Raw genomic sequence first — 18,997 nt, forward strand, 5'->3', positions numbered from 1 at the left:
CCCCGCCGGGAGTGGTTTGCGGCACCGACCTGGGCGAAGAGCGCCCAGGGCGGGAATGATGGGCCGAGTGCGGTTCCTTCACGGCGCGGTCCCCGCGCACGACCTGACCTATACCGACGTCTTCATGGCGCCGGCCCGCTCCGACCTGGGTTCCCGACTCGACGTCGACCTGTCTACCGGCGACGGCACCGGCACCACCATCCCGCTGGTGGTCTCGAACATGACCGCCGTCGCCGGCCGACGGATGGCCGAGACGGTCGCCCGGCGGGGCGCGATCACCGTGATCCCGCAGGACATTCCGATCGAGGTGGTGGCGACGGTCGTCGCCTGGGTCAAGCAACGGCACCTGGTCTACGACACACCGATCACCCTCGGGCCGACCGACACCGTCGGTGACGCCATCCACCTGCTGCCCAAGCGTTCGCACGGTGCGGTGATCGTGGTCGACGAGGCCGGTCGCCCGGTGGGCGTGGTCACCGAAGCCGACACCGCAGGCGTGGACCGGTTCGCCCAGCTGCGACACGTGATGTCCACCGAGCTGCACACCGTCCCGGCCGACGCGGACCCGCGTACCGGCTTCGACCTGCTCTCCGCTGGCCGGCGTCGACTCGCCCCGGTAGTGGACGCCGAGGGTCGGCTGGTCGGGGTGCTGACCCGGCAGGGGGCGCTGCGGGCCACCCTCTACACGCCAGCGGTGGACGACCGGGGCCGGCTGCGCATCGCGGCCGCCGTCGGAATCAACGGGGATGTCACCGGCAAGGCCGCCGCGCTGCTCGAGGCCGGGGTGGACACGCTGGTCGTGGACACCGCGCACGGGCACCAGGAGCGGATGATGTCCGCGCTGCGGGCGGTTCGCAAGCTGGACCCGGGGGTCCCGGTGGCGGCCGGCAACGTGGTCACCGCCGAGGGCGTACGCGACCTGGTGGAGGCGGGCGCCGACATCATCAAGGTCGGCGTCGGCCCGGGCGCGATGTGCACCACCCGGATGATGACCGGCGTGGGTCGACCGCAGTTCTCCGCGGTGCTCGACTGCTCGGCGGCGGCTCGGCAGCTCGGCCGGCACGTGTGGGCCGATGGCGGCGTCCGGCACCCGCGTGACGTGGCGCTCGCGCTGGCCGCCGGCGCGTCGAACGTCATGATCGGATCCTGGTTCGCCGGCACCTACGAGTCGCCCGGCGACCTGTACACCGACGCGGACGACCGGCGATACAAGGAGAGCTTCGGGATGGCCTCCGCGCGGGCGGTCAGCGCCCGTACCGCCGATGACAGCCCGTACGACCGGGCCCGCAAGGCGGTGTTCGAGGAGGGCATCTCCTCGGCCCGGATGTACCTGGACCCGGCCCGACCTGGCGTCGAGGACCTGATCGACGAGATCATCGCCGGCGTACGCAGCGCCTTCACCTACGCGGGGGCACGGAACCTCACGCAGTTCCACGAGCGGGCCATCGTCGGCGTGCAGAGCGCCGCCGGCTTCACCGAGGGGATGCCGCTGCCCACCAGTTGGTGAGGCCCGGTCAGTCGAAGAGGCGGCTCACCACCGCTCGGGCCGCCTCGCGTGGGTCGTCGCCGACCCGGGGCGGCAGCGCGCCGGCCAGCCACAGGGTCGCGAAGCCGTGCGCGATCGACCAGGCCGCGAGCGCGTTCCGGTCGGCGTCGGCGGGCGTACCCCGGTCGGGGAGGGCCGCCACGCCCGCCTGCAGAGCGGCCCGGGCCCGGCCCCGCGCGGCGACCAGCGCGGCGTCGTCGGGCCGGTAGAGCTCGGGCCGGAACATCACCTCGAAGTGCGCGCGCCGCCGGACGGCGAAGTCGACGTACGCGACGCCGGAGGCCAGCAGGTCGTCGCCCGCCCCGGCCAGCGTCTGCGCCAGGAGGTCGAAGCCCTCAGCGGCCAACGCGGTGAGCAACCCCGCCTTGTCGCCGAAGTGGTGGGCGGGCGCGGCGTGCGACACGCCGGCTCGGCGGGCCAGGTCGCGCAGGCTCAGTGCGGTCGGCCCGACCTCCTCGATCGCTTCCAGCGCGGCGGCGAGCAGGGTTCGCCGCAGATCGCCGTGGTGGTACGTACGCGCCTCGGTCATGCCTGGAATCCTATCTTGCCATTGACAAGATGCCACCCGGAGCGGCAATCTTGCCACTGACAAGTTTCCCCCGAGGAGGATTCCGATGGCACCCCTGATCGCCCTGCTGGTCGGTACGACGCTGGCCCGACTGGCCGGCCTGGCCGGCGTCTCCGCCCTGGACGGCTGGCACCCCGCACTGCGGGTCGGGCTGGCCCTGATGTTCGTGCTGACCGGCGTCGCGCACTTCGTCGGCCAGCGCCGCGCCGGCCTGATCGCCATGGTCCCGCCCGGCCTGCCCCGCCCGGACCTGCTGGTCACCCTGACCGGCGTGCTGGAACTGGTCGGCGCGGTCGGCCTGCTCGTACCGGCGACGGCCCGCCTGGCCGCGGCGGGGCTGGGCCTGCTCATGCTCGCGATGTTCCCGGCCAACATCTCGGCCGCTCGGCGAAAGCTGACCCTGGGCGGCAGCCCGGTGCCCCCGCTCGGGCGACGCGCCGCTCTGCAGATCGCGTTCGTGGCCACCGCGGTGGCTATTTCGTTTGGCCCCTGACGATCAGGGGGCTAATCTGCTTCCCGTGGATCTCGTTACCCTCCAGGACGTGCCGCTCGGCCGACTGCTGGGTGTGGCCGGGCACCTCGTCGGGCAGCGGTGGAACCGCTACCTCGCTGAGGAGCACGGCCTCACCCAGGCCGGCATGGTCACCCTGATGACGCTCGCCCGGGACGGCGAGTTGCCCCATCGGGAGGTCGCCGAGCGGTGCTTCGTCCGCCCGGCGACGCTGACCGGCATCGTTGACACTCTGGCCCGCGAGGGGTTGGTCGAGCGCCAGCGCGACGACAACGACCGACGCAGCGTCCGACTCGCCATCACCCCCGCAGGGCGGGAGCGGGTGGCCGCACTCAGCGCACTGATCCACTCGGGACGCCCGCTCACCTCGGTCGACGCCGATCCGGCGAAGGCCCAGGTGATCCGGGAGTTCCTGCTCGAGGTCATCGGCAGCGGGGACGACCCGCGGATGATCGGACGCCCCACTGAACCGAGGAATCCGGCGTGCTGATCCGACTCCTGCGCAATCAACTGCGCCCCTACCAACGACCGTTGCTGGCGGTGGTGCTGCTCCAGTTCGTGGGCACCATGGCCTCGCTCTACCTGCCCAGCCTGAACGCCGACATCATCGACCAGGGCGTGGCGCGGGGCGACACCGACTACATCGTGCGTACCGGTGGCTGGATGCTGCTGGTCAGCCTGGTCCAGATCATCTGCTCGATCGCCGCGGTCTACCTGGGCGCGCGCGTCGCGATGGGCTTCGGTCGGGACGTCCGGGCAAGGCTGTTCAGCCACATCAACCGTTTCTCCGCCCGCGAGGTCGCCCGGTTCGGAGCGCCGTCGCTGATCACCCGCAACACCAACGACGTGCAGCAGGTGCAGATGCTCGTGCTGATGAGCTGCACGATGCTGGTCGCCGCGCCGATCATGAGCGTCGGCGGCGTGGTGATGGCGCTGCGCGAGGATCTCGGGCTCTCCTGGCTGATGCTGGTCAGCGTGCCGGTGCTGGCCATCGTGCTCAGCCTGATCATCAGTCGCATGGTGCCGGGCTTCCGGCTGATGCAGACCCGGATCGACACGGTCAACCGGGTGCTGCGCGAGCAGATCACCGGGATCCGGGTGGTCCGCGCCTTCGTCCGCGAGCCGTACGAGACCGATCGCTTCGCCGTCGCGAACGCCGATCTGACCGCCACCGCACTGCGGACCGGCCGGCTGCTGGCGCTGATCTTCCCGGTCGTCATGCTGGTGCTGAACGTCTCCAGCGTGGCGGTGCTCTGGTTCGGTGCCCAGCGGGTGGACGCCGGCGCGATCCAGGTCGGCGCGCTGACCGCCTTCCTGCAGTACCTGATGCAGATCCTGATGGCCGTCATGATGGCCACCTTCATGCTGATGATGGTGCCCCGCGCCGCGGTCTGTTCCGAGCGGATCGGCGAGGTGCTGGACACCGACTCCTCGGTGGTCCCCGCCTCCGACCCGGTCACCGAGCCGGTCGCACGGGCCGAACTGGAGCTGCGCGGGGTGCGCTTCCAGTACCCGGGCGCGGTCGACGCGGTGCTGCGGGACATCTCCTTCCGGGCCACGCCGGGCACCACCACGGCGATCATCGGCAGCACCGGCGCCGGCAAGACCACCCTGCTGTCGCTCATCCCCCGGCTGGTCGACGTCACGGCCGGCGCGGTGCTGGTCGACGGGGTGGACGTACGGGAGTTGGAATCCGACGAGCTGTGGCGTCGGATCGGCCTGGTGCCGCAGCGGCCGTACCTGTTCAGTGGCACGGTCGCCAGCAACCTGCGCTACGGCAACCCGGACGCCACCGACGAGGAGCTGTGGGCGGCGTTGGAGATCGCCCAGGCCCGGGACTTCGTGGCCCAGATGCCCGGCGCGCTGGACGCCCCGATCGCACAGGGCGGGAGCACCGTCTCCGGTGGACAGCGGCAACGCCTGGCAATCGCCCGGGCCCTAGTCCGAAAGCCGGAGATCTACCTCTTCGACGACTCGTTCTCGGCGCTCGACCTGGGCACCGACGCGCGGCTGCGGGCAGCGCTTCGCCCGGTCACCGAGGACGCCGCGGTGGTGATCGTGGCCCAGCGGGTCTCCACGATCGTCGGCGCCGACCAGATCATCGTGCTTGAGAACGGAGGTGTCGTCGGAGTGGGACGACACGAGGAACTGCTCGACACCTGCCCGACGTACGCCGAGATCGTGGCCTCCCAGCAGACGACGGAGGTGCCGGCATGAGCGAGCCCGAGGAGCCGCGGACCGCGGCCGTACCCACGCAGAAGCCGGCCGGCGACGCGCGGACGCCCGCCGGCGACGGCCCGACGCCCAAGCGGCTGCCACCCGGCGGCCAGCGCGGCGGGCCGCCGTGGATGGGCGCCGGGATGCCCGCCGAGCGGTCGATGACCTTCGTGCCGTCCGCCCGGCGGCTGCTCGGCCGGCTGCGCCCGCATCGCCTGCACCTGGCCGCGATCATCACGCTGGCCGTGGTGAGCGTCGGGTTCAGCGTGGCCGGGCCGAAGATCCTCGGCCACGCCACCGACCTGATCTTCAAGGGGGTGCTCGGTCGGCAACTCGGCCGGCAACACCCGGCGGGCACCACCACCGAGCAGGCTGTCGCCGCGGCTCGGGCCAATGGAAACGACAAATTCGCCGACCTGCTGGCGCGGATGGACGTGGTGCCCGGCGTGGGCATCGACTTCTCCGCACTGGGCCGGGTGCTGCTGTTGGCGCTCGGGCTGTTCCTGGCGGCGAGCCTGCTGATGTGGTGGCAGGGCTGGCTGCTCAACGGGGTGGTCCAGCGCACCGTTCTGCGACTGCGCGCCGAGGTGGAGGAGAAGCTCAACCGGCTGCCGCTGCCCTACTTCGACCGGCAGCCCCGCGGTGAGCTGCTCAGCCGGGTCACCAACGACATCGACAACATCTCCACCAGCCTCCAGCAGACCCTCAGCCAGCTGCTCACCTCGCTGCTGACCGTGGTCGGCGTGCTGGCCGCGATGTTCTGGATCTCGCCGCTGCTGGCCGTGGTGGCCCTGGTCGCCGTGCCGCTGTCGGTGCTGGTCACCCAGCGCATCGCCAAGCGCTCACAGCAGCAGTTCATCGCCCAGTGGAAGCACACCGGCGAGCTGAACGGCCAGATCGAGGAGGCGTACACCGGTCACGAGCTGGTGAAGGTCTTCGGCCGGCAGCGCGAGGTGGAGGCCGCGTTCGCGGCGAAGAACGAGGAGCTGTTCAAGGCCAGCTTCGGCGCCCAGTTCATCTCCGGAATCATCATGCCGTCGATGATGTTCATCGGAAACCTCAGCTACGTGGCGATCGCCGTGGTCGGCGGTCTGCGGGTGGCCTCCGGGACGATGAGCCTCGGCGACGTGCAGGCGTTCATCCAGTACTCCCGCCAGTTCACCCAGCCGCTCACCCAGGTCGCCGCGATGGCCAACCTGCTCCAGTCCGGGGTCGCCTCGGCCGAGCGGGTGTTCGCGGTGCTCGACGCCGACGAGCAGAGCACCGACCCGGTCGAGCCGGCCCGGGTCACCGACCCGCACGGTCGGGTCGAGTTCGAGCACGTCTCGTTCCGGTACGAGCCGGACAAGCCGCTGATCGACGACCTGTCACTGGTCGCCGAGCCGGGGCACACGGTCGCCATCGTCGGCCCGACCGGCGCCGGCAAGACCACCCTGGTCAACCTGGTCATGCGGTTCTACGAGCTGGACGCCGGCCGGATCACCCTGGACGGGGTCGACATCACCAGCATGCGCAGGGACGACCTGCGCGGCCGGATCGGCATGGTGCTCCAGGACACCTGGCTGTTCGGCGGCACGATCCGGGACAACATCGCCTACGGCCGACCGGACGCGACCGAGGACGAGATCCTGGCGGCGGCACAGGCCACCTTCGTGGACCGGTTCGTACGCAGCCTGCCGGACGGCTACGACACGGTCATCGACGAGGAGGGCAGCAACGTCAGCGCCGGTGAGAAGCAGCTCATCACCATCGCCCGGGCGTTCCTCGCCGAGCCGTCCCTGCTGATCCTGGACGAGGCGACCAGCTCGGTGGACACCCGCACCGAGGTGCTGCTCCAGCGGGCGATGGCCGCACTGCGCTCGGACCGGACCAGCTTCGTCATCGCGCACCGGCTCTCCACCATCCGGGACGCCGACCTGATCCTGATGATGGAGAACGGCCAGATCGTCGAGCAGGGCACCCACGAACAGCTGCTGGCCGCCCAAGGCGCGTACCACCGCCTCTACCGTTCCCAGTTCACCGGTGCGGCCGTCGACGAGTTGTCTGCCGCCCCTCTCCAGCCCGCGTCGATCTAGGGCAAATCGCTGTGGATGGAGATCCTCTGACAACGATTCGCCCTAGATCGACGGGCGGGTCAGGCCGGCGGGGGCGGGGACGGGGGCGGGGACGGGGACGGGAGGGGGAAAGGGAGGGGGAGGGGGAGCTGGGCTTGGTGGGTGATTTGGGCGAGGGCCTCGGCGGCGGGCATGGGGGGCAGGGGGTGGCTGTTGCGGGGGCGCAGGGCGAGGGTTCCGGCGGCGGCCTCGCGGGGGCCCAGGACTCCGAGGTACGGGACGCGGCGGCGGGCCGCATCCCGGATCCGGGCGCCCAGCGAACCGGCGGCGTCGACCTCGACCCGCAGCCCCGCGTCGACGGCCCGCCGGGCCAGGTCGGCCGCGGCGTCGGCCTGCCCGTCGTCCACCGGCAGCAGCACCAGTTGGACCGGCGCGTACCAGGTCGGGAAGGCACCCTCGTGCACCTCGATGAGGTACGCGAACAGCCGCTCCATGCTGCCGACCAGGCTGCGGTGCACCATCACCGGCCGACGGCGGCTCCCGTCGGAGGCGGTGTACGACAGGTCGAACCGCTCCGGCTTGTCGAAGTCCAACTGGATGGTGGAGAGGGTCGACTCCCGGCCGGCCGCGTCCACGATCTGAATGTCGATCTTCGGGCCGTAGAACGCGGCCTCCCCCGGCGCCTCGACGTACGCCACGCCGGCCAGCGCGTCCCGGAGCAGCTCCTCGGCACGGGCCCACTGCGCGTCGTCGCCGACGTACTTCTCGCCCGGCCCGCGCAGCGACAACCGGAAGCCCGCCGGGCGGACGCCGAGCGCGGCGTGCGCGGCGCGGATCAGCCCGAGGATCTCCGCGACCTCCTCGCCCACCTGCTCCGGGGCGCAGAAGGTGTGCGCGTCGTTGAGCGAGATGGCGCGTACCCGGGACAGTCCCCCGAGCACCCCGGAGCGCTCCGAGCGGTACATCCCGCCCAGCTCCGCGATCCGCAGCGGCAACTCCCGGTAGGAGCGGCCCCGGGCCCGGAACACCAGCGCGTGGTGCGGGCAGAGTGCCGGCCGGAGCACGAACTCGTCATCGGCGCTGACCCGCATCGGCGGGAACATGTCGTCGGCGAAGTAGCCGAGATGGCCGGAGAGTTCGAAGAGTTCGCGCTTGCCCAACGGCGGGGAATAGACGTGCTGGTGGCCGGATCGGCGTTCCAGCTCCCGGACGTACTCCTCGACGGCATGCCGGGCGGCGGCGCCCGCCGGCAGCCAGATCGGCAGGCCGGCGCCGGCCAGTGGGTCGGAGACGAACAGGTCCAGCTCCCGGCCGAGCCTGCGGTGATCGATCATGTCGTGCTCCTGGATCGGGTACGACCCGGAGGCGACCTGGACTCCGAACGGCGCGCGGCCCTCGGGGGCGGATCGCCCCGGGGCCTGGTCGACGGTGGTTACGTCAGAGCGGCGCGCCGGGGACACCCGGCGTCGTCGTCACCACTACCGCTCTGCGCATGCGGCGACCGTACCCGGCGGGTGGTCGCGGACGCACCCACATTTGTCGCGGCGAAGGGAGGGGCGGGCCGCCGGCGCGGGACCCGCCGGCGGCCCTGGGGCGGCCCACTTCGTCAGGAACGGGGGACCCGACGGTGCTGGGGCCGCGCGCACAACGGTACGCCGACGGACGCCGATCCGGCGACCGCCACGGTTCGGTCGACCGACCGTCGAGCCGTCACCCGAAGCCGGTTCGCCTCGTTGTCACTGGGTGGCCAGTGGTGTCGACGGTCACGACTGGACGGGGCTGTCCACGGTGACGCCGGACACGCCGTCAGGCTCGGTACACCCAATCGGCCGCATCCGGCGAGGTGGCAGGCGTGCCCGAACTACTGACTGACGTCGCGTCGCCGACGTGGGCGTACCTCGCGCTGCTCGGCCTGCTGATCGCGGACGCCTTCGTTCCGGTGATCCCCACCCAGGTCGTCATGATCACCAGCGGCGCTCTCACCGTCTACGGCGGGCTCAGCCTGCCGGTCACCATCGCCGTCGGAGCGCTCGGCGTGTTCGCCGGCGACCTGGCCTGCTACCTGCTCGGTCGGGGTGCGCCAGACCGTCGGGCACCCCGGCACGCCGAACAGAGCAGGGCCCGGCGGATGGCCAGCCGCGTCACCCAGGGGCTACGCCAACCCGGGCCACTGGTCATCCTGCTCTGCCGTTTCGTGCCCGGCGGCCGAATGGCGGCCTGCTTCTCGGCCGGACGCAGCCGCTACCCGTACCGGCTGTTCGTGCTCTACGAGACGGTCGCGGCACTCGGCTGGGCCACCTACGGCGCACTGGTCGGGCACCTGGGCGGCACGGCGCTGACCGAGTCGGCGTGGCGGCTGGCCATCATCGCCACCGCCGCGGCGGGCGGGTTCGCCGCAGCCGGGTGGGCCATGACCCTGGTCAGCGCCCGGCACGCCCGCACCGCCGCCGGCCCCGACATCCCCCTCGACTGAGCGTCGCCCGCGGCACTCGCGCAGCCGTCTCGACGATGCCTCTAGGGGTGGTCCCGGGGACCGAATTCGGTGGCCGTCCCGGATCCGGCTCGGGTCCTCGCGGCGACAGGCTGAGGCATGCCTGGAACCCGGAGCACCGGCCTACTGGCCCTCGGCGGGATCGCCCTGGCGGCGCTGCTGACCGTGATCGGCCACCTCGAAGTCAACGACGACCTCAACCCGCTGGCGCTGACCGTCAGCGACTTCGCGGTCTCCGACCGGGGCGGCGTCATCGACGTCGCCATGGTGGTGCTGGCGCTCGTCACCGTGGCGCTGCTGCACGGGCTGCGCCGCACCAGCCCGCACCGGCCGGGCTTCGGCCGGCCGGCGGAACTGCTGCTCGGCGCGTGGGTGGCCGGGCTGCTGCTGGCCGCGGTGGTGCCGACGAACGACCCCGGCACGGCCATGACCACCGCCGCCTACCTGCACCGGTACGCCTCGGTCATCGCGTTCCTGGCCCTGCCGGTGGCCGGCTGGCTGCTCGCCCGCCGGCCCGACCTGGCGGGCGTGGCCCGCGCACTGCGCACCCTGGTCCTGCTCAGCCTGGCGCTGGCGGCGGCGATGGTCTGGTCCGCCTACCCCGGTGACCGCGTACTGATCGGCCTGGCCGAGCGCCTGCTCATCCTCACCGAGGTCACGGTCCTCGCCACGGTCGCGGTGACTCTCGCCCGGCGGGCTACTCCAGCTCGTGCAGCATCAGTTGGCGGGCTGCTTCGGTGATCGAGCCGGACAGCGACGGGTAGATGGTGATCGTCTGTGCCAGCTCGTTGACCGTCAGGTTGTTCTCCACCGCCATGGTGATCGGCAGGATCAGTTCGCTGGCCTTCGGTGCGACCACCACGCCGCCGATCACCTGCCCGCTGGCCGGCCGGCAGAACAGCTTCACGAAGCCGTCGGAGAGATCGTCCATCTTCGCGCGGGCGTTGCCGGACAACGGCAGCATCACCTGCCGGGCGGGCACCTTGCCGGCGTCCACCTCGTCCTGGGAGACGCCCACGGTGGCCAGCTCCGGGTCGGTGAAGACGTTCGCCGCGACGGTCCGCAGCCGCAGCGGGCGGACCGCCTCGCCGAGGGCGTGCCACATCGCGATCCGGCCCTGCATGGCGGCCACGCTGGCCAGCAGCAGCACCCCGGTGCAGTCACCGGCGGCGTAGATGCCCGGCACGTTGGTGCGGGACACCCGGTCGACCGTCACATAGCCGCCCCGGCCCAGCTCCACGCCGTACTCGGCCAGACCCAGGTCAGCGGTGTTCGGAATCGAGCCGACCGCGATCAGCGCGTGTGAGCCGGTGACCTTGCGACCATCGGAGAGCACGACCTCGACGCCGTCGGCGGTACGCCGGACCGCGTCGGCCCGCGAGTTGTTGAGGATGCTCATGCCCCGGTTGCGGAAGACCCGCTCGATGGCCGACGCCGCGTCGGCGTCCTCGTGCGGCATCACCCGGTCGCGGCTGGAGACCAGGGTGACCTCGACCCCCATCGCCAAATATGCGCTGGCGAACTCGGCGCCGGTCACGCCGGAACCGACCACGATCAGGTGCTCGGGCAGCTCGGGCAGGTCGTACACCTGGCGCCAGGTCAGGATGCGCTCGCCGTCCGGTACGGCGGTCGGCAGCTGGCGCGGCGTCGAACCGGTGGCCACCAGCACGGTGGACGCGGCGATCGAGTATTCCTCCCCGCCGTCGGCCGGGGTGACGATGACCCGGTGGGTGTGCCCGAGAGCGTCCTCACCCAGCCGGGCGGTGCCCGCCACGACGGTGACACCCGCCTTGAGCAGCTTGGCGTGGATGTCCGCGGACTGCGCCAACGCCAGCCGCTTGACCCGCTCGTGCACGGCCCGGGCGTCGACGGTGACCGCCTCCAGGCCGTCCGAGTGCACCCCGAACTCCTCGGTGTCCCGGTAGCCGGTGACCACCCCCGAGCTGGCGATGAAGGTCTTCGACGGTACGCAGTCGGAGAGCACGCAGGCCCCGCCCGCACCGTCGGCCTCCACCACGGTGACATCGGCGTCCAGCTGGGCGGCGACCAGCGCCGCCTCGTACCCGGCCGGCCCCCCGCCGATGATCACGATCCGGCTCACAGCGTTCGCCCTTCGTTGATGCTCACAGTGACTTTCTTCTCCCGACCGCACCCGACACGCACCGTCGTATTCTCCCCCACCCGCCCGCCGGGCTATCGTCATCGCCGTGCGTCATCACGCCGCCTACGGCTCAAACCTGGACCCCGCCCGGATGCGCGCCTACTGCCCGCATTCGCCGATGGTGGGCACCGGGTGGCTGGAGGGGTGGCGGCTCACCTTCGCCGGAGCGGACGTGATCGGCTGGGAGGGTGCGGTGAGCACCCTGGTCGAGTCTCCCGGTGACCGGGTCTTCGTGGCGATCTACGACATCCACCCGTACGACGCGGCACAGCTCGACGAACTCGAGGGTGTGACCGCCGGCACGTACCGCAAGCTGCACGTCCGGGTCTCCACCCTCGACGGCGACGTGACCGCGTGGATCTACGTCTTCGACGGGTACGAGGGCGGCCTGCCGACCTCGTGGTACCTCTCGGAGATCGCGAACGCCGCCGAGAAGGCGGGCGCGCCGGACGACTACGTCACCGAGCTGCGGTCCCGCCCCACCGGCACCGCGTCGGCCTAGCGCGTATCGCACGCCCCCAGTTTGCAACCGCCGCCGGCCGAACCGCCCGGCGGGCCCGGCAGGGGTCGTCAATCACACACCGGCGGGGCGTACGTCACCGGCTGGACGGGTTTGCGGCGGCGAGGTCGGTCCGGGTGCGGTGCAGCAACTCCACCAGTTCGGCGCCGTTGGCGGGCCCGAGCGCCGCGAACGCCGGTGCGGCCAGCCGGTCGGTCACCGCCTCGGCCCAGAGCCGCCGACGTACCAGCGGGCCGACCGGCGGGTACGGCGGCGGCCAGCCGCAGGCCACCGCTCCAGCCTCCCCCTCCGGCCCGGCCAGTACGGCCTCCAGCGGGGTCATTCCGGCGGCGCGTACCGCCAGCAGGTAGGCGCCGGTGAAATGTTCCCGCAGCAGTCGCAGCCCGGCGGCGCACCGGGCACCCGGGGGAAGGTCCGGCAGCGGCATCGCCCGCCAGGCGGCGAAGAGCGGCATGGCGCTGGCGTCCGCCGCCGCCACCGCCCGGTCGACCAGCCCGGCCAGGCGCTCGGTCCCGGGCAGCGGCCCGAGTCGCTGCGCACCCCACCGGCAGCACTCGTCGAGGCTCGCGGCAGCCACCTCCGCCGGCCGGAGAGTCCGGGTGGTGGCGTCCCAGCCATCGGCGACCGCTTCCGGGGCGATGAAGCCGAGGGCGGCCGCCGCCGTCTCGGCCCGTACGTCGCCGAGCGCGCCGGCCCGGCCGCTGATGTAGAAGGCCCATCCGGAGATCCCGAGCAGTCGGGCCCGGCGCAGCGTGGTCGGGTCCCGGCTGAACGCGTCGCCCAGGTCGAGCACGACGGGTTTGCTGGCGGCGGCGACCTGCTCCGGCGTCATCCGAGCGCCACCCCGGGGCACCTCGGCCCGTCGCCTCGTCCAGCCGGCCGAACCGGAACCACCGGCCCGCAGAGGCTCGCCCGCTCGTCGTCGTCCATCGATGGTCAGTCTGCCGGGCCGCCGCCGGAGTCCGCATTCCCCTCTTCGGCCTCCAACGCCTCGACCGCAGCCTCGACCTCGCCCGCGCGCCGCCGGGCCACGGTGACCGCCCGCTCGGCCGCTCGCCGGGCGAGCTTGGCCCGGCTCAGGTCCTGCTCGGCGACCGCCCGCCGCCGTTCCAGCTCGGCCAGCTCCGTCTCGATGCGGTCGAGCACCTCGGCGCCGTCGCGCTCCTGCCCGGTGGCCTCGGACAACTCGGCCTCGGCCCGCTCCTGGTCGGTCCGCGCTCTGGCCAGTTCCCGGTCGAGTGCCCGGCGCTGTCGGGCCCGCTCGGCCCGAGCCGCCCGTTGCGCCGCCCGTTCGGCCTGCTCGGCGCGCTCGGTGGCCCGGTCGGCACGAGGGGTCGCCTCGGGGCGCGTCCGCTGCGCCCCGGGCCGATGGGCCGGCAGTTCCGCGGCCGGCTCCTCGTCATCGTCGGTGACCAGCCGCAACTGCGGTCGGGGAACCTCGCCGAACCCGGCGTAGCTGGCCGCTCGGAGCAGGCGGCCGGCCCGGACCTGCTCGGCGACCTCGACGTCGGAGAGCGCCGCGTTCAGGGTCGCCTCCACCTCGGCCAGCGGCAGTTTGCCGGCCGACGGCGCGTCCGGCTCCGCGGCGGCGAGTTTGCGGACCTCGGCGACCAGGGCACCGACCACCGCCCGGCGCTGCGCGGACAGCTCCCGGAGCCGGGGCCCGCGTAGCTCCCGTTGGGCGGCCCGGAGCGCGTCGGCGAGCTGCACCAGGTCGGCGACCAGCTCGGGACGCTGGATGGCGAGCAGATTCACCAGCCAGGCGGCCACCGTGGGACGGCGTAGCCGGGCCAACTGCCGGGCGGTGGTCGGGTCGCCGGCACGGCGGGCCTCGGCCACGGCGGCGTCCCGGGCGGCCACGAACCGGTCCGGTGGGTTGCGGTAGAGCTGCTGCACCAGCTCCGTCAAGGGGCCGGGCATGGCCTCAGACGTCCACCCGGCTACCGGGCTCCAGACGCCGGTATTCGGTGCCGGACAGCGCGGTGTACTGCCGGTTGAGCACGCCCAGCCCGTTGTCGTTGAGCAGCCCGTCGTGCAGCGCGTACGCGCGGCGCGGGGCGACCGCCCGGATGAAGTCGACCACCTCGGAGAACTTCGACCAGGGGGCGTGGATCGGGGCGAAGAGGGTGTCGACCGGCGTGTCCTCCGGTACCACCAGGGAGTCACCGGGGTGGTAGACCACGTCGTTGATCAGGAAGCCGAGATTCTCCACCACCGGGATGTCCGGATGGATCACCGCGTGCCGTCCCCCGTAGGCGCGTACCGCCACTCCTGCGGCGGTGAACGACTCGCCCGGCGTAACGGGGCTCAGCGTCTCGGCGGCGTCGCCCAGGGTCTTGGTGAGCGAGGCGGGCCCGTGGATCGGGAACGGACGCTGGTCGAGCTGGCGGCGTACCGCCGCGATGTTGAGGTGGTCGGGATGTTCATGGGTGACCAGCACCGCGTCCGCACTGTCCAGCGCCGCCGGGTCGCTGAACACGCCGGGGTCGACGACGAGCACTCCCCCGTCGTGCTCCACCCGGAGGCAGGAGTGGGCGTATTTGGTGAGCCGCATCGTGACTCCTCGAATATCGAATCGTGACGTCCCCAGCGCAGTCTGCCGGAACCAGCCGACGGGCGCGTCGCGTCCCAGGTATCGCCACACCGGCTGACGACGATGGGAGCGGGGATGGACGGACCGGCGGGACGACGGCACGGCACACTGCTGGCGGCAACGGCACTGACCGCGTCGCTGGTGTTGACGGGGTGCGGGGCGGGCGACAGCGGCGCGAAGGACACGGCTGGCTCGGCGGCCGAGGCACCGGCCGCGAACGGTGGCGCGGCCGACACAGACCTCGGCGCGGCCAAGGAGGGTCGCCCGGACGCGGCGGGGGCGGCCGGTGCCGGCGCACCGGATTTGCGGGTCGACCAGCGGGCGATCATCTACACCGGAGCGATGCGGGTGCAGGTGGCGAATGTGGACAATGCCGCGCGCGACGCCACCGCCGCGGTCACCCGGGCCGGTGGTTTCATCGGTGGCGACCAGCGGCGCAACGCCGAGGCCGACGCGGTGGCGGAGTTGCAGTTGCGGGTGCCGGCGGCGAAGTTCGCCGGGGTGGTGGAGGAGATCGCGAAACTCGGCAAACAGCAGAGCCGGGAGATCAACACCCAGGACGTCACCGAGGAGACCGTCGACCTGGACGCCCGGATCACCACCCAGCGGGCCCGGGTGGACAGCGCCCGCCGACTGCTCGCCCGAGCCAGCACGATCACCGACCTGGTGTCGTTGGAGAACGAGCTGGGTCGCCGGGAGGCCGATCTGGCCTCGTTGGAGGCCAAGAAGCGGCGGCTGGCCGACCTGACCGCCCTCTCCACGATCACCGTGTCACTGGTCGGGCCGGCGGCGAAGACCGTCGAGGAGGAGACCGAGACCGGCTTCCTGGTCGGGCTGAAGGGCGGCTGGAAGGCGTTCGTCGTCTCGCTGGGCGTCCTGCTCACCGTGCTGGGGGCGCTGCTGCCCTGGATGGTGGCGCTCGGCGTACCGCTGGCGGTGTTGCTGCTGGTGCTGCGCCGCCGGCGGAAGGCCCCGGCGTTGGTCGCTCCGGTCAGCGCACCGCAGCCAGTGCCCGCAGCGCGGTCTGCACCATGACGCGTACGCCGGCCGGGATGGCCCGCTCGTCCACGTCGAAGGACGCGCGGTGCAGGTCGACGTTGGGCCCGGAACGGCCCACGCCGAGCCGGGCGAGGGCGCCGGGGACGTACTCCAGGTACCAGGAGAAGTCCTCGCCGCCCATGCTCTGCGGCGTCTCGGCGATTCCGTCCGGGCCGAGCGCGGCGGCGGTGGCGGCGGTCAGCACCTGGATGGCCCGGGAGTCGTTGCACACTGGCGGCCGGCCGCGCAGGTATTCCAGGTCGACGGTGGCGCCGGTCGGGGCGATCACGTCCCGGACCACCTGAGCCACGATCTTGGGAGCCTGCTCCCAGGTGTCCCGGTCCATCACCCGCAGCGTGCCGGACGCGCACGCCTCGGAGGGGATGACGTTGTAACGGGTGCCGGCCGCGGCGTGGCCGAAGACCAGCAGCAGCCCGCTGTTGGCCGGCACCCGGCGGCTGACCAGTGCGGGCACCTCGGTGATCAGTCGGCCGAGCGCATCGACCAGGTCGACGGTCAGGTGCGGACGTGCGGTGTGCCCGCCCGGCCCGGAGAGCCGGACGGTGACGTTGTCCGCGGCGGCGGTGATCGGGCCCACCCGTAGGCCGACCTGGCCGACCGGCAGGTTCGGGTCGCAGTGCAGCGCGAAGATCTGCACCACGTCCTCCAGGCCGCCAGCCTCGATGACCTCCAGCGAGCCGCAGGGCAGGATCTCCTCGGCCGGCTGGAAGATGAGCCGGACCCGGCCGTCCAGCTCGCCGAGGTCGGCGAGCTGGGCCAGCAGCATGCCGACGCCGAGCAGGATCGAGGTGTGCACGTCGTGGCCGCAGGCGTGGCAGACGCCCTCCACCGTGGACCGGTAGGGCACGTCCTTGGGGTCGTCGAGCGGCAGCGCGTCGATGTCGGCGCGCAGCGCCACGACCGGGCCGTCGGGACGGCCGTTGATGTCGCAGATCACGCCGTTGCCCTTGGGCAGCAGCCGTGGGTGCAACCCGGCCAGCGAGAGTTCCCGGGCGATCAGGGCGGCCGTCTCGAACTCCGTGCCGGACAGCTCGGGGTGCGAGTGGAGGTGACGGCGCGTGGCGATCAGCCCGGGTACGCGGAGCGCGAGAACATGGTCCAGGTCGCTGGGCAGGGGCTCGGACCCGGGCGGCGTCTCCAGCCAGGACGACCCCAGCTGGCCGCCGGTGGGCAGCGTCAACGCACTCGTCACGTCGAATTCTCGATCACTAGAGATGGATGGATCATCGGGGACAGCAGACAGCCTAGACCTCCGGCGGTGACGCTGCGCAACCTCGTTACGGTGATGATCAGAGCGCGTAGCGTCACGTATGCCCTGCTGGGAGCGCTCGGAGATCTGCGGGACAGCAGGTAGATCGCGGTCGAACGCCGTCAACTGCCCCTCACCTCCTACAACGCGTAACCGATCATGGCGGTCGCGAGTCCCGGCGCCCGGTCGCGGGGCCCTGTTGCGAATTGTCGCATTAGTCGGGGTGGTGAACTAACAGTCCGACAATAAGCCGACCACGCTCCGCAACGAGCCGGATAAAGACGCTCACACGCGCCCGCCTCCCGCGACCGCACACGGTGTGCGTTCCCGGTCACCCGGTCGGGGTACCCCCAAACCTGTTCGGCATACCCCGGCGGCACTCAGAACCGGTCGGTGGGCCGGTACAGCCCCCACGCCTCGCGCAGCGTCCCGCAGACCTCGCCGACCGTGGCCCGGGCCCGCAGCGCCTCCTTCATCGGGTACAGCACGTTCTCCGAACCGTCGGCGGCGGACCGCAGCGCGGTGAGGGCTCGCGACACCGCGTCGGCGTCCCGCTCGGCGCGCAGCCGGGCCAGCCGCTCGGCCTGGGCCGCCTCGATCGTCGGGTCGACCCGCAGCGGCTCGTACGGCTCCTCCTCGTCCACGGCGAACCGGTTGAGCCCGACCACCACCCGCTCGCCCGAGTCGATCTCCTGGGCGATCCGGTACGCGGACTGCTCGATCTCCCGCTTCTGGAACCCGGCCTCGATCGCGTCCACCGCCGAGCCGTGGTCGGCCACCCGCTCCATCAGCTCGACGGCGGCGGCCTCGAGTTCATCGGTCATCGCCTCCACCACGTACGAGCCGGCGAACGGGTCGACGGTGGCGGTGAGGTCGGTCTCGTACGCCAGCACCTGCTGCGTACGCAGCGCGAGCCGGGCCGCCTTCTCGGTGGGCAGTGCGATCGCCTCGTCGAAGCTGTTGGTGTGCAGCGACTGCGTACCGCCGAGCACCGCGCCGAGCCCCTGCACCGCCACCCGGACCAGGTTCACCTCCGGCTGCTGGGCGGTGAGCTGCACGCCGGCGGTCTGGGTGTGGAAGCGCAGCATCAGCGACTTCGGGTCCTTGGCCCCGAAGTCGTCGCGCATCAGCCGGGCCCAGATCCGCCGGGCGGCACGGAACTTCGCCACTTCCTCCAGCAGCGTCGTGCGGGCCACGAAGAAGAACGACAGCCGAGGCGCGAAATCGTCCACCGCGAGCCCGGCGGCCAGCGCGGCTCGGACGTACTCCACACCGTTGGCCAGGGTGAACGCGACCTCCTGCGCGGGCGTCGCGCCGGCCTCGGCCATGTGGTAGCCGGAGATGGAGATGGTGTTCCACTTCGGCACCTCCTTGCGGCAGTACGCGAACGTGTCGGCCACCAGGCGCAGCGACGGCTTCGGCGGGTAGATGTACGTCCCGCGAGCGATGTACTCCTTGAGGATGTCGTTCTGGATGGTGCCGTTCAGCGCCGAGCCCGGGACGCCGTTCTCCTCGGCGACGAGCTGGTAGAGCAGCAGCAGCACCGACCCGGGCGCGTTGATGGTCATCGAGGTGGAGACCTTGTCCAGCGGAATGTCGGCGAAGAGCAGCCGCATGTCCTCGATGGAGTCGATGGCCACGCCGACCTTGCCGACCTCGCCGTGCGCGATCGGGTCGTCCGAGTCGTAGCCCATCTGGGTCGGCAGGTCGAAGGCGACCGAGAGGCCCATCGTGCCCGCCCGCAGGAGCTGGTGGTAGCGGGCGTTGGACTCGACGGCGGTGCCGAAGCCGGCGTACTGGCGCATGGTCCACGGGCGGGAGGTGTACATCGTGGGGTAGACCCCCCGGGTGTACGGGAACTCGCCGGGGCCGCCCAGCCGGGAGTCCAGGTCCTCCGGAAGGTCGGCCGCCGTGTAGACGCCCTTGATCGGGAAACCGGACTCGCTTGACCGCCGTTCGTTCATCCCCGGATGGTAGGACGCTCGGGCGTTCCGTCGGGTGAGGGATACCGCACAGTGCGTCCCGACC

Annotated in this window: 17 protein-coding genes; 9 read left to right on the forward strand and 8 right to left on the reverse strand. The window is 72.0% G+C overall.

Annotation, left to right across the window (positions count from 1 at the left end; genetic code table 11):
- Positions 1 to 67 precede the first annotated feature (67 nt).
- A complete protein-coding gene (locus ACFQGL_RS09745; RefSeq protein ID WP_377508708.1) occupies positions 68 to 1,507 on the forward strand; it encodes a GuaB1 family IMP dehydrogenase-related protein in 1,440 nt (479 codons plus the stop codon).
- A gap of 7 nt (positions 1,508 to 1,514) precedes the next feature.
- On the opposite strand, the gene ACFQGL_RS09750 is transcribed toward ACFQGL_RS09745, so the two are convergent.
- Positions 1,515 to 2,075 carry a TetR/AcrR family transcriptional regulator gene (locus tag ACFQGL_RS09750; RefSeq protein WP_377508711.1) on the reverse strand — a complete coding sequence of 187 codons (561 nt, stop codon included), beginning with the start codon at positions 2,073 to 2,075 and terminating at the stop codon, positions 1,515 to 1,517.
- An 85-nt stretch (positions 2,076 to 2,160) separates the two neighbouring features.
- Here ACFQGL_RS09750 and ACFQGL_RS09755 point away from each other — a divergent pair, with 85 nt between their 5' ends.
- The 4 genes from ACFQGL_RS09755 to ACFQGL_RS09770 are packed head-to-tail and all read left to right on the forward strand — an operon-like array spanning position 2,161 to position 6,917.
- The gene (locus tag ACFQGL_RS09755) at positions 2,161 to 2,607 is read left to right on the forward strand and encodes a DoxX family protein (protein WP_377508714.1); all 447 of its coding nucleotides are present in this window, start codon (positions 2,161 to 2,163) and stop codon (positions 2,605 to 2,607) included.
- 25 nt (positions 2,608 to 2,632) lie between these two features.
- A complete protein-coding gene (locus tag ACFQGL_RS09760) occupies positions 2,633 to 3,115 on the forward strand; it encodes a MarR family winged helix-turn-helix transcriptional regulator (RefSeq protein WP_377508717.1) in 483 nt (160 codons plus the stop codon).
- On the forward strand, positions 3,109 to 4,842 hold the full coding sequence (locus ACFQGL_RS09765) for an ABC transporter ATP-binding protein (protein ID WP_377508720.1): 1,734 nt from the start codon (positions 3,109 to 3,111) through the stop codon (positions 4,840 to 4,842). The genes ACFQGL_RS09760 and ACFQGL_RS09765 overlap by 7 nt, the downstream gene beginning before the upstream one ends.
- A complete protein-coding gene (locus ACFQGL_RS09770) occupies positions 4,839 to 6,917 on the forward strand; it encodes an ABC transporter ATP-binding protein (protein ID WP_377508723.1) in 2,079 nt (692 codons plus the stop codon). The genes ACFQGL_RS09765 and ACFQGL_RS09770 overlap by 4 nt, the downstream gene beginning before the upstream one ends.
- Before the next feature lie 59 nt (positions 6,918 to 6,976).
- Here ACFQGL_RS09770 and thrS read toward each other — a convergent pair whose 3' ends face one another.
- Positions 6,977 to 8,230, reverse strand: a complete 1,254-nt coding sequence (gene thrS / locus ACFQGL_RS09775) for a threonine--tRNA ligase (RefSeq protein WP_377508726.1) — start codon at positions 8,228 to 8,230, stop codon at positions 6,977 to 6,979.
- Positions 8,231 to 8,748: 518 nt separating this feature from the next.
- Between thrS and ACFQGL_RS09780 the strand changes: the two genes are divergently transcribed.
- Entirely contained in the window at positions 8,749 to 9,369 is a 621-nt protein-coding gene (locus ACFQGL_RS09780; protein WP_377508729.1) for a DedA family protein, read from the forward strand.
- Between the two features lie 117 nt (positions 9,370 to 9,486).
- Positions 9,487 to 10,128 carry a DUF998 domain-containing protein gene (locus ACFQGL_RS09785; protein WP_377508732.1) on the forward strand — a complete coding sequence of 214 codons (642 nt, stop codon included), beginning with the start codon at positions 9,487 to 9,489 and terminating at the stop codon, positions 10,126 to 10,128.
- Here ACFQGL_RS09785 and ACFQGL_RS09790 read toward each other — a convergent pair.
- Positions 10,085 to 11,488 carry an NAD(P)H-quinone dehydrogenase gene (locus ACFQGL_RS09790; protein WP_377508735.1) on the reverse strand — a complete coding sequence of 468 codons (1,404 nt, stop codon included), beginning with the start codon at positions 11,486 to 11,488 and terminating at the stop codon, positions 10,085 to 10,087. The genes ACFQGL_RS09785 and ACFQGL_RS09790 overlap by 44 nt on opposite strands.
- Before the next feature lie 106 nt (positions 11,489 to 11,594).
- Here ACFQGL_RS09790 and ACFQGL_RS09795 point away from each other — a divergent pair, with 106 nt between their 5' ends.
- Positions 11,595 to 12,050, forward strand: coding sequence for a gamma-glutamylcyclotransferase family protein (locus tag ACFQGL_RS09795; protein WP_377508739.1), 456 nt, complete (start codon positions 11,595 to 11,597; stop codon positions 12,048 to 12,050).
- 94 nt (positions 12,051 to 12,144) lie between these two features.
- On the opposite strand, the gene ACFQGL_RS09800 is transcribed toward ACFQGL_RS09795, so the two are convergent.
- From ACFQGL_RS09800 to ACFQGL_RS09810, 3 genes are all read right to left on the reverse strand, one after another.
- Entirely contained in the window at positions 12,145 to 12,900 is a 756-nt protein-coding gene (locus ACFQGL_RS09800; RefSeq protein ID WP_377508741.1) for an SCO6745 family protein, read from the reverse strand.
- Positions 12,901 to 13,004: 104 nt separating this feature from the next.
- Positions 13,005 to 13,988 carry a hypothetical protein gene (locus tag ACFQGL_RS09805; RefSeq protein ID WP_377508744.1) on the reverse strand — a complete coding sequence of 328 codons (984 nt, stop codon included), beginning with the start codon at positions 13,986 to 13,988 and terminating at the stop codon, positions 13,005 to 13,007.
- A gap of 4 nt (positions 13,989 to 13,992) precedes the next feature.
- On the reverse strand, positions 13,993 to 14,622 hold the full coding sequence (locus ACFQGL_RS09810) for an MBL fold metallo-hydrolase (RefSeq protein WP_377508747.1): 630 nt from the start codon (positions 14,620 to 14,622) through the stop codon (positions 13,993 to 13,995).
- Positions 14,623 to 14,715: 93 nt separating this feature from the next.
- On the opposite strand from ACFQGL_RS09810, the gene ACFQGL_RS09815 reads away from it, so the two are divergent.
- Complete coding sequence (locus ACFQGL_RS09815; RefSeq protein ID WP_377509551.1) at positions 14,716 to 15,696, forward strand: DUF4349 domain-containing protein; 981 nt, start codon at positions 14,716 to 14,718, stop codon at positions 15,694 to 15,696.
- Here the strand turns inward: ACFQGL_RS09815 and ACFQGL_RS09820 are convergent.
- Both ACFQGL_RS09820 and ACFQGL_RS09825 read right to left on the reverse strand, forming a co-directional pair.
- Complete coding sequence (locus ACFQGL_RS09820) at positions 15,653 to 16,912, reverse strand: amidohydrolase (RefSeq protein ID WP_377508750.1); 1,260 nt, start codon at positions 16,910 to 16,912, stop codon at positions 15,653 to 15,655. The two genes, ACFQGL_RS09815 and ACFQGL_RS09820, sit on opposite strands and share 44 nt — an antisense overlap.
- A 437-nt stretch (positions 16,913 to 17,349) precedes the next feature.
- Entirely contained in the window at positions 17,350 to 18,933 is a 1,584-nt protein-coding gene (locus tag ACFQGL_RS09825) for an acyl-CoA mutase large subunit family protein (protein WP_377508752.1), read from the reverse strand.
- Between the last annotated feature and the right edge of the window lie 64 nt (positions 18,934 to 18,997).

The sequence above is a fragment of the Micromonospora vulcania genome, from assembly GCF_042658605.1.
GTDB classification, from domain to species: domain Bacteria; phylum Actinomycetota; class Actinomycetes; order Mycobacteriales; family Micromonosporaceae; genus Micromonospora; species Micromonospora vulcania.

Excerpts from the sequence above, each read along its gene's own strand:
- ACFQGL_RS09750 (WP_377508711.1), bottom strand. The coding sequence starts at position 2,075 with ATGACCGAGGCGCGTACGTACCACCACGGCGATCTGCGGCGAACCCTG.
- ACFQGL_RS09755 (WP_377508714.1), top strand. The coding sequence starts at position 2,161 with ATGGCACCCCTGATCGCCCTGCTGGTCGGTACGACGCTGGCCCGACTG.
- ACFQGL_RS09770 (WP_377508723.1), top strand. The coding sequence starts at position 4,839 with ATGAGCGAGCCCGAGGAGCCGCGGACCGCGGCCGTACCCACGCAGAAG.
- thrS (WP_377508726.1), bottom strand. The coding sequence starts at position 8,230 with ATGATCGATCACCGCAGGCTCGGCCGGGAGCTGGACCTGTTCGTCTCC.
- ACFQGL_RS09785 (WP_377508732.1), top strand. The coding sequence starts at position 9,487 with ATGCCTGGAACCCGGAGCACCGGCCTACTGGCCCTCGGCGGGATCGCC.
- ACFQGL_RS09800 (WP_377508741.1), bottom strand. The coding sequence starts at position 12,900 with ATGACGCCGGAGCAGGTCGCCGCCGCCAGCAAACCCGTCGTGCTCGAC.
- ACFQGL_RS09805 (WP_377508744.1), bottom strand. The coding sequence starts at position 13,988 with ATGCCCGGCCCCTTGACGGAGCTGGTGCAGCAGCTCTACCGCAACCCA.
- ACFQGL_RS09810 (WP_377508747.1), bottom strand. The coding sequence starts at position 14,622 with ATGCGGCTCACCAAATACGCCCACTCCTGCCTCCGGGTGGAGCACGAC.
- ACFQGL_RS09825 (WP_377508752.1), bottom strand. The coding sequence starts at position 18,933 with ATGAACGAACGGCGGTCAAGCGAGTCCGGTTTCCCGATCAAGGGCGTC.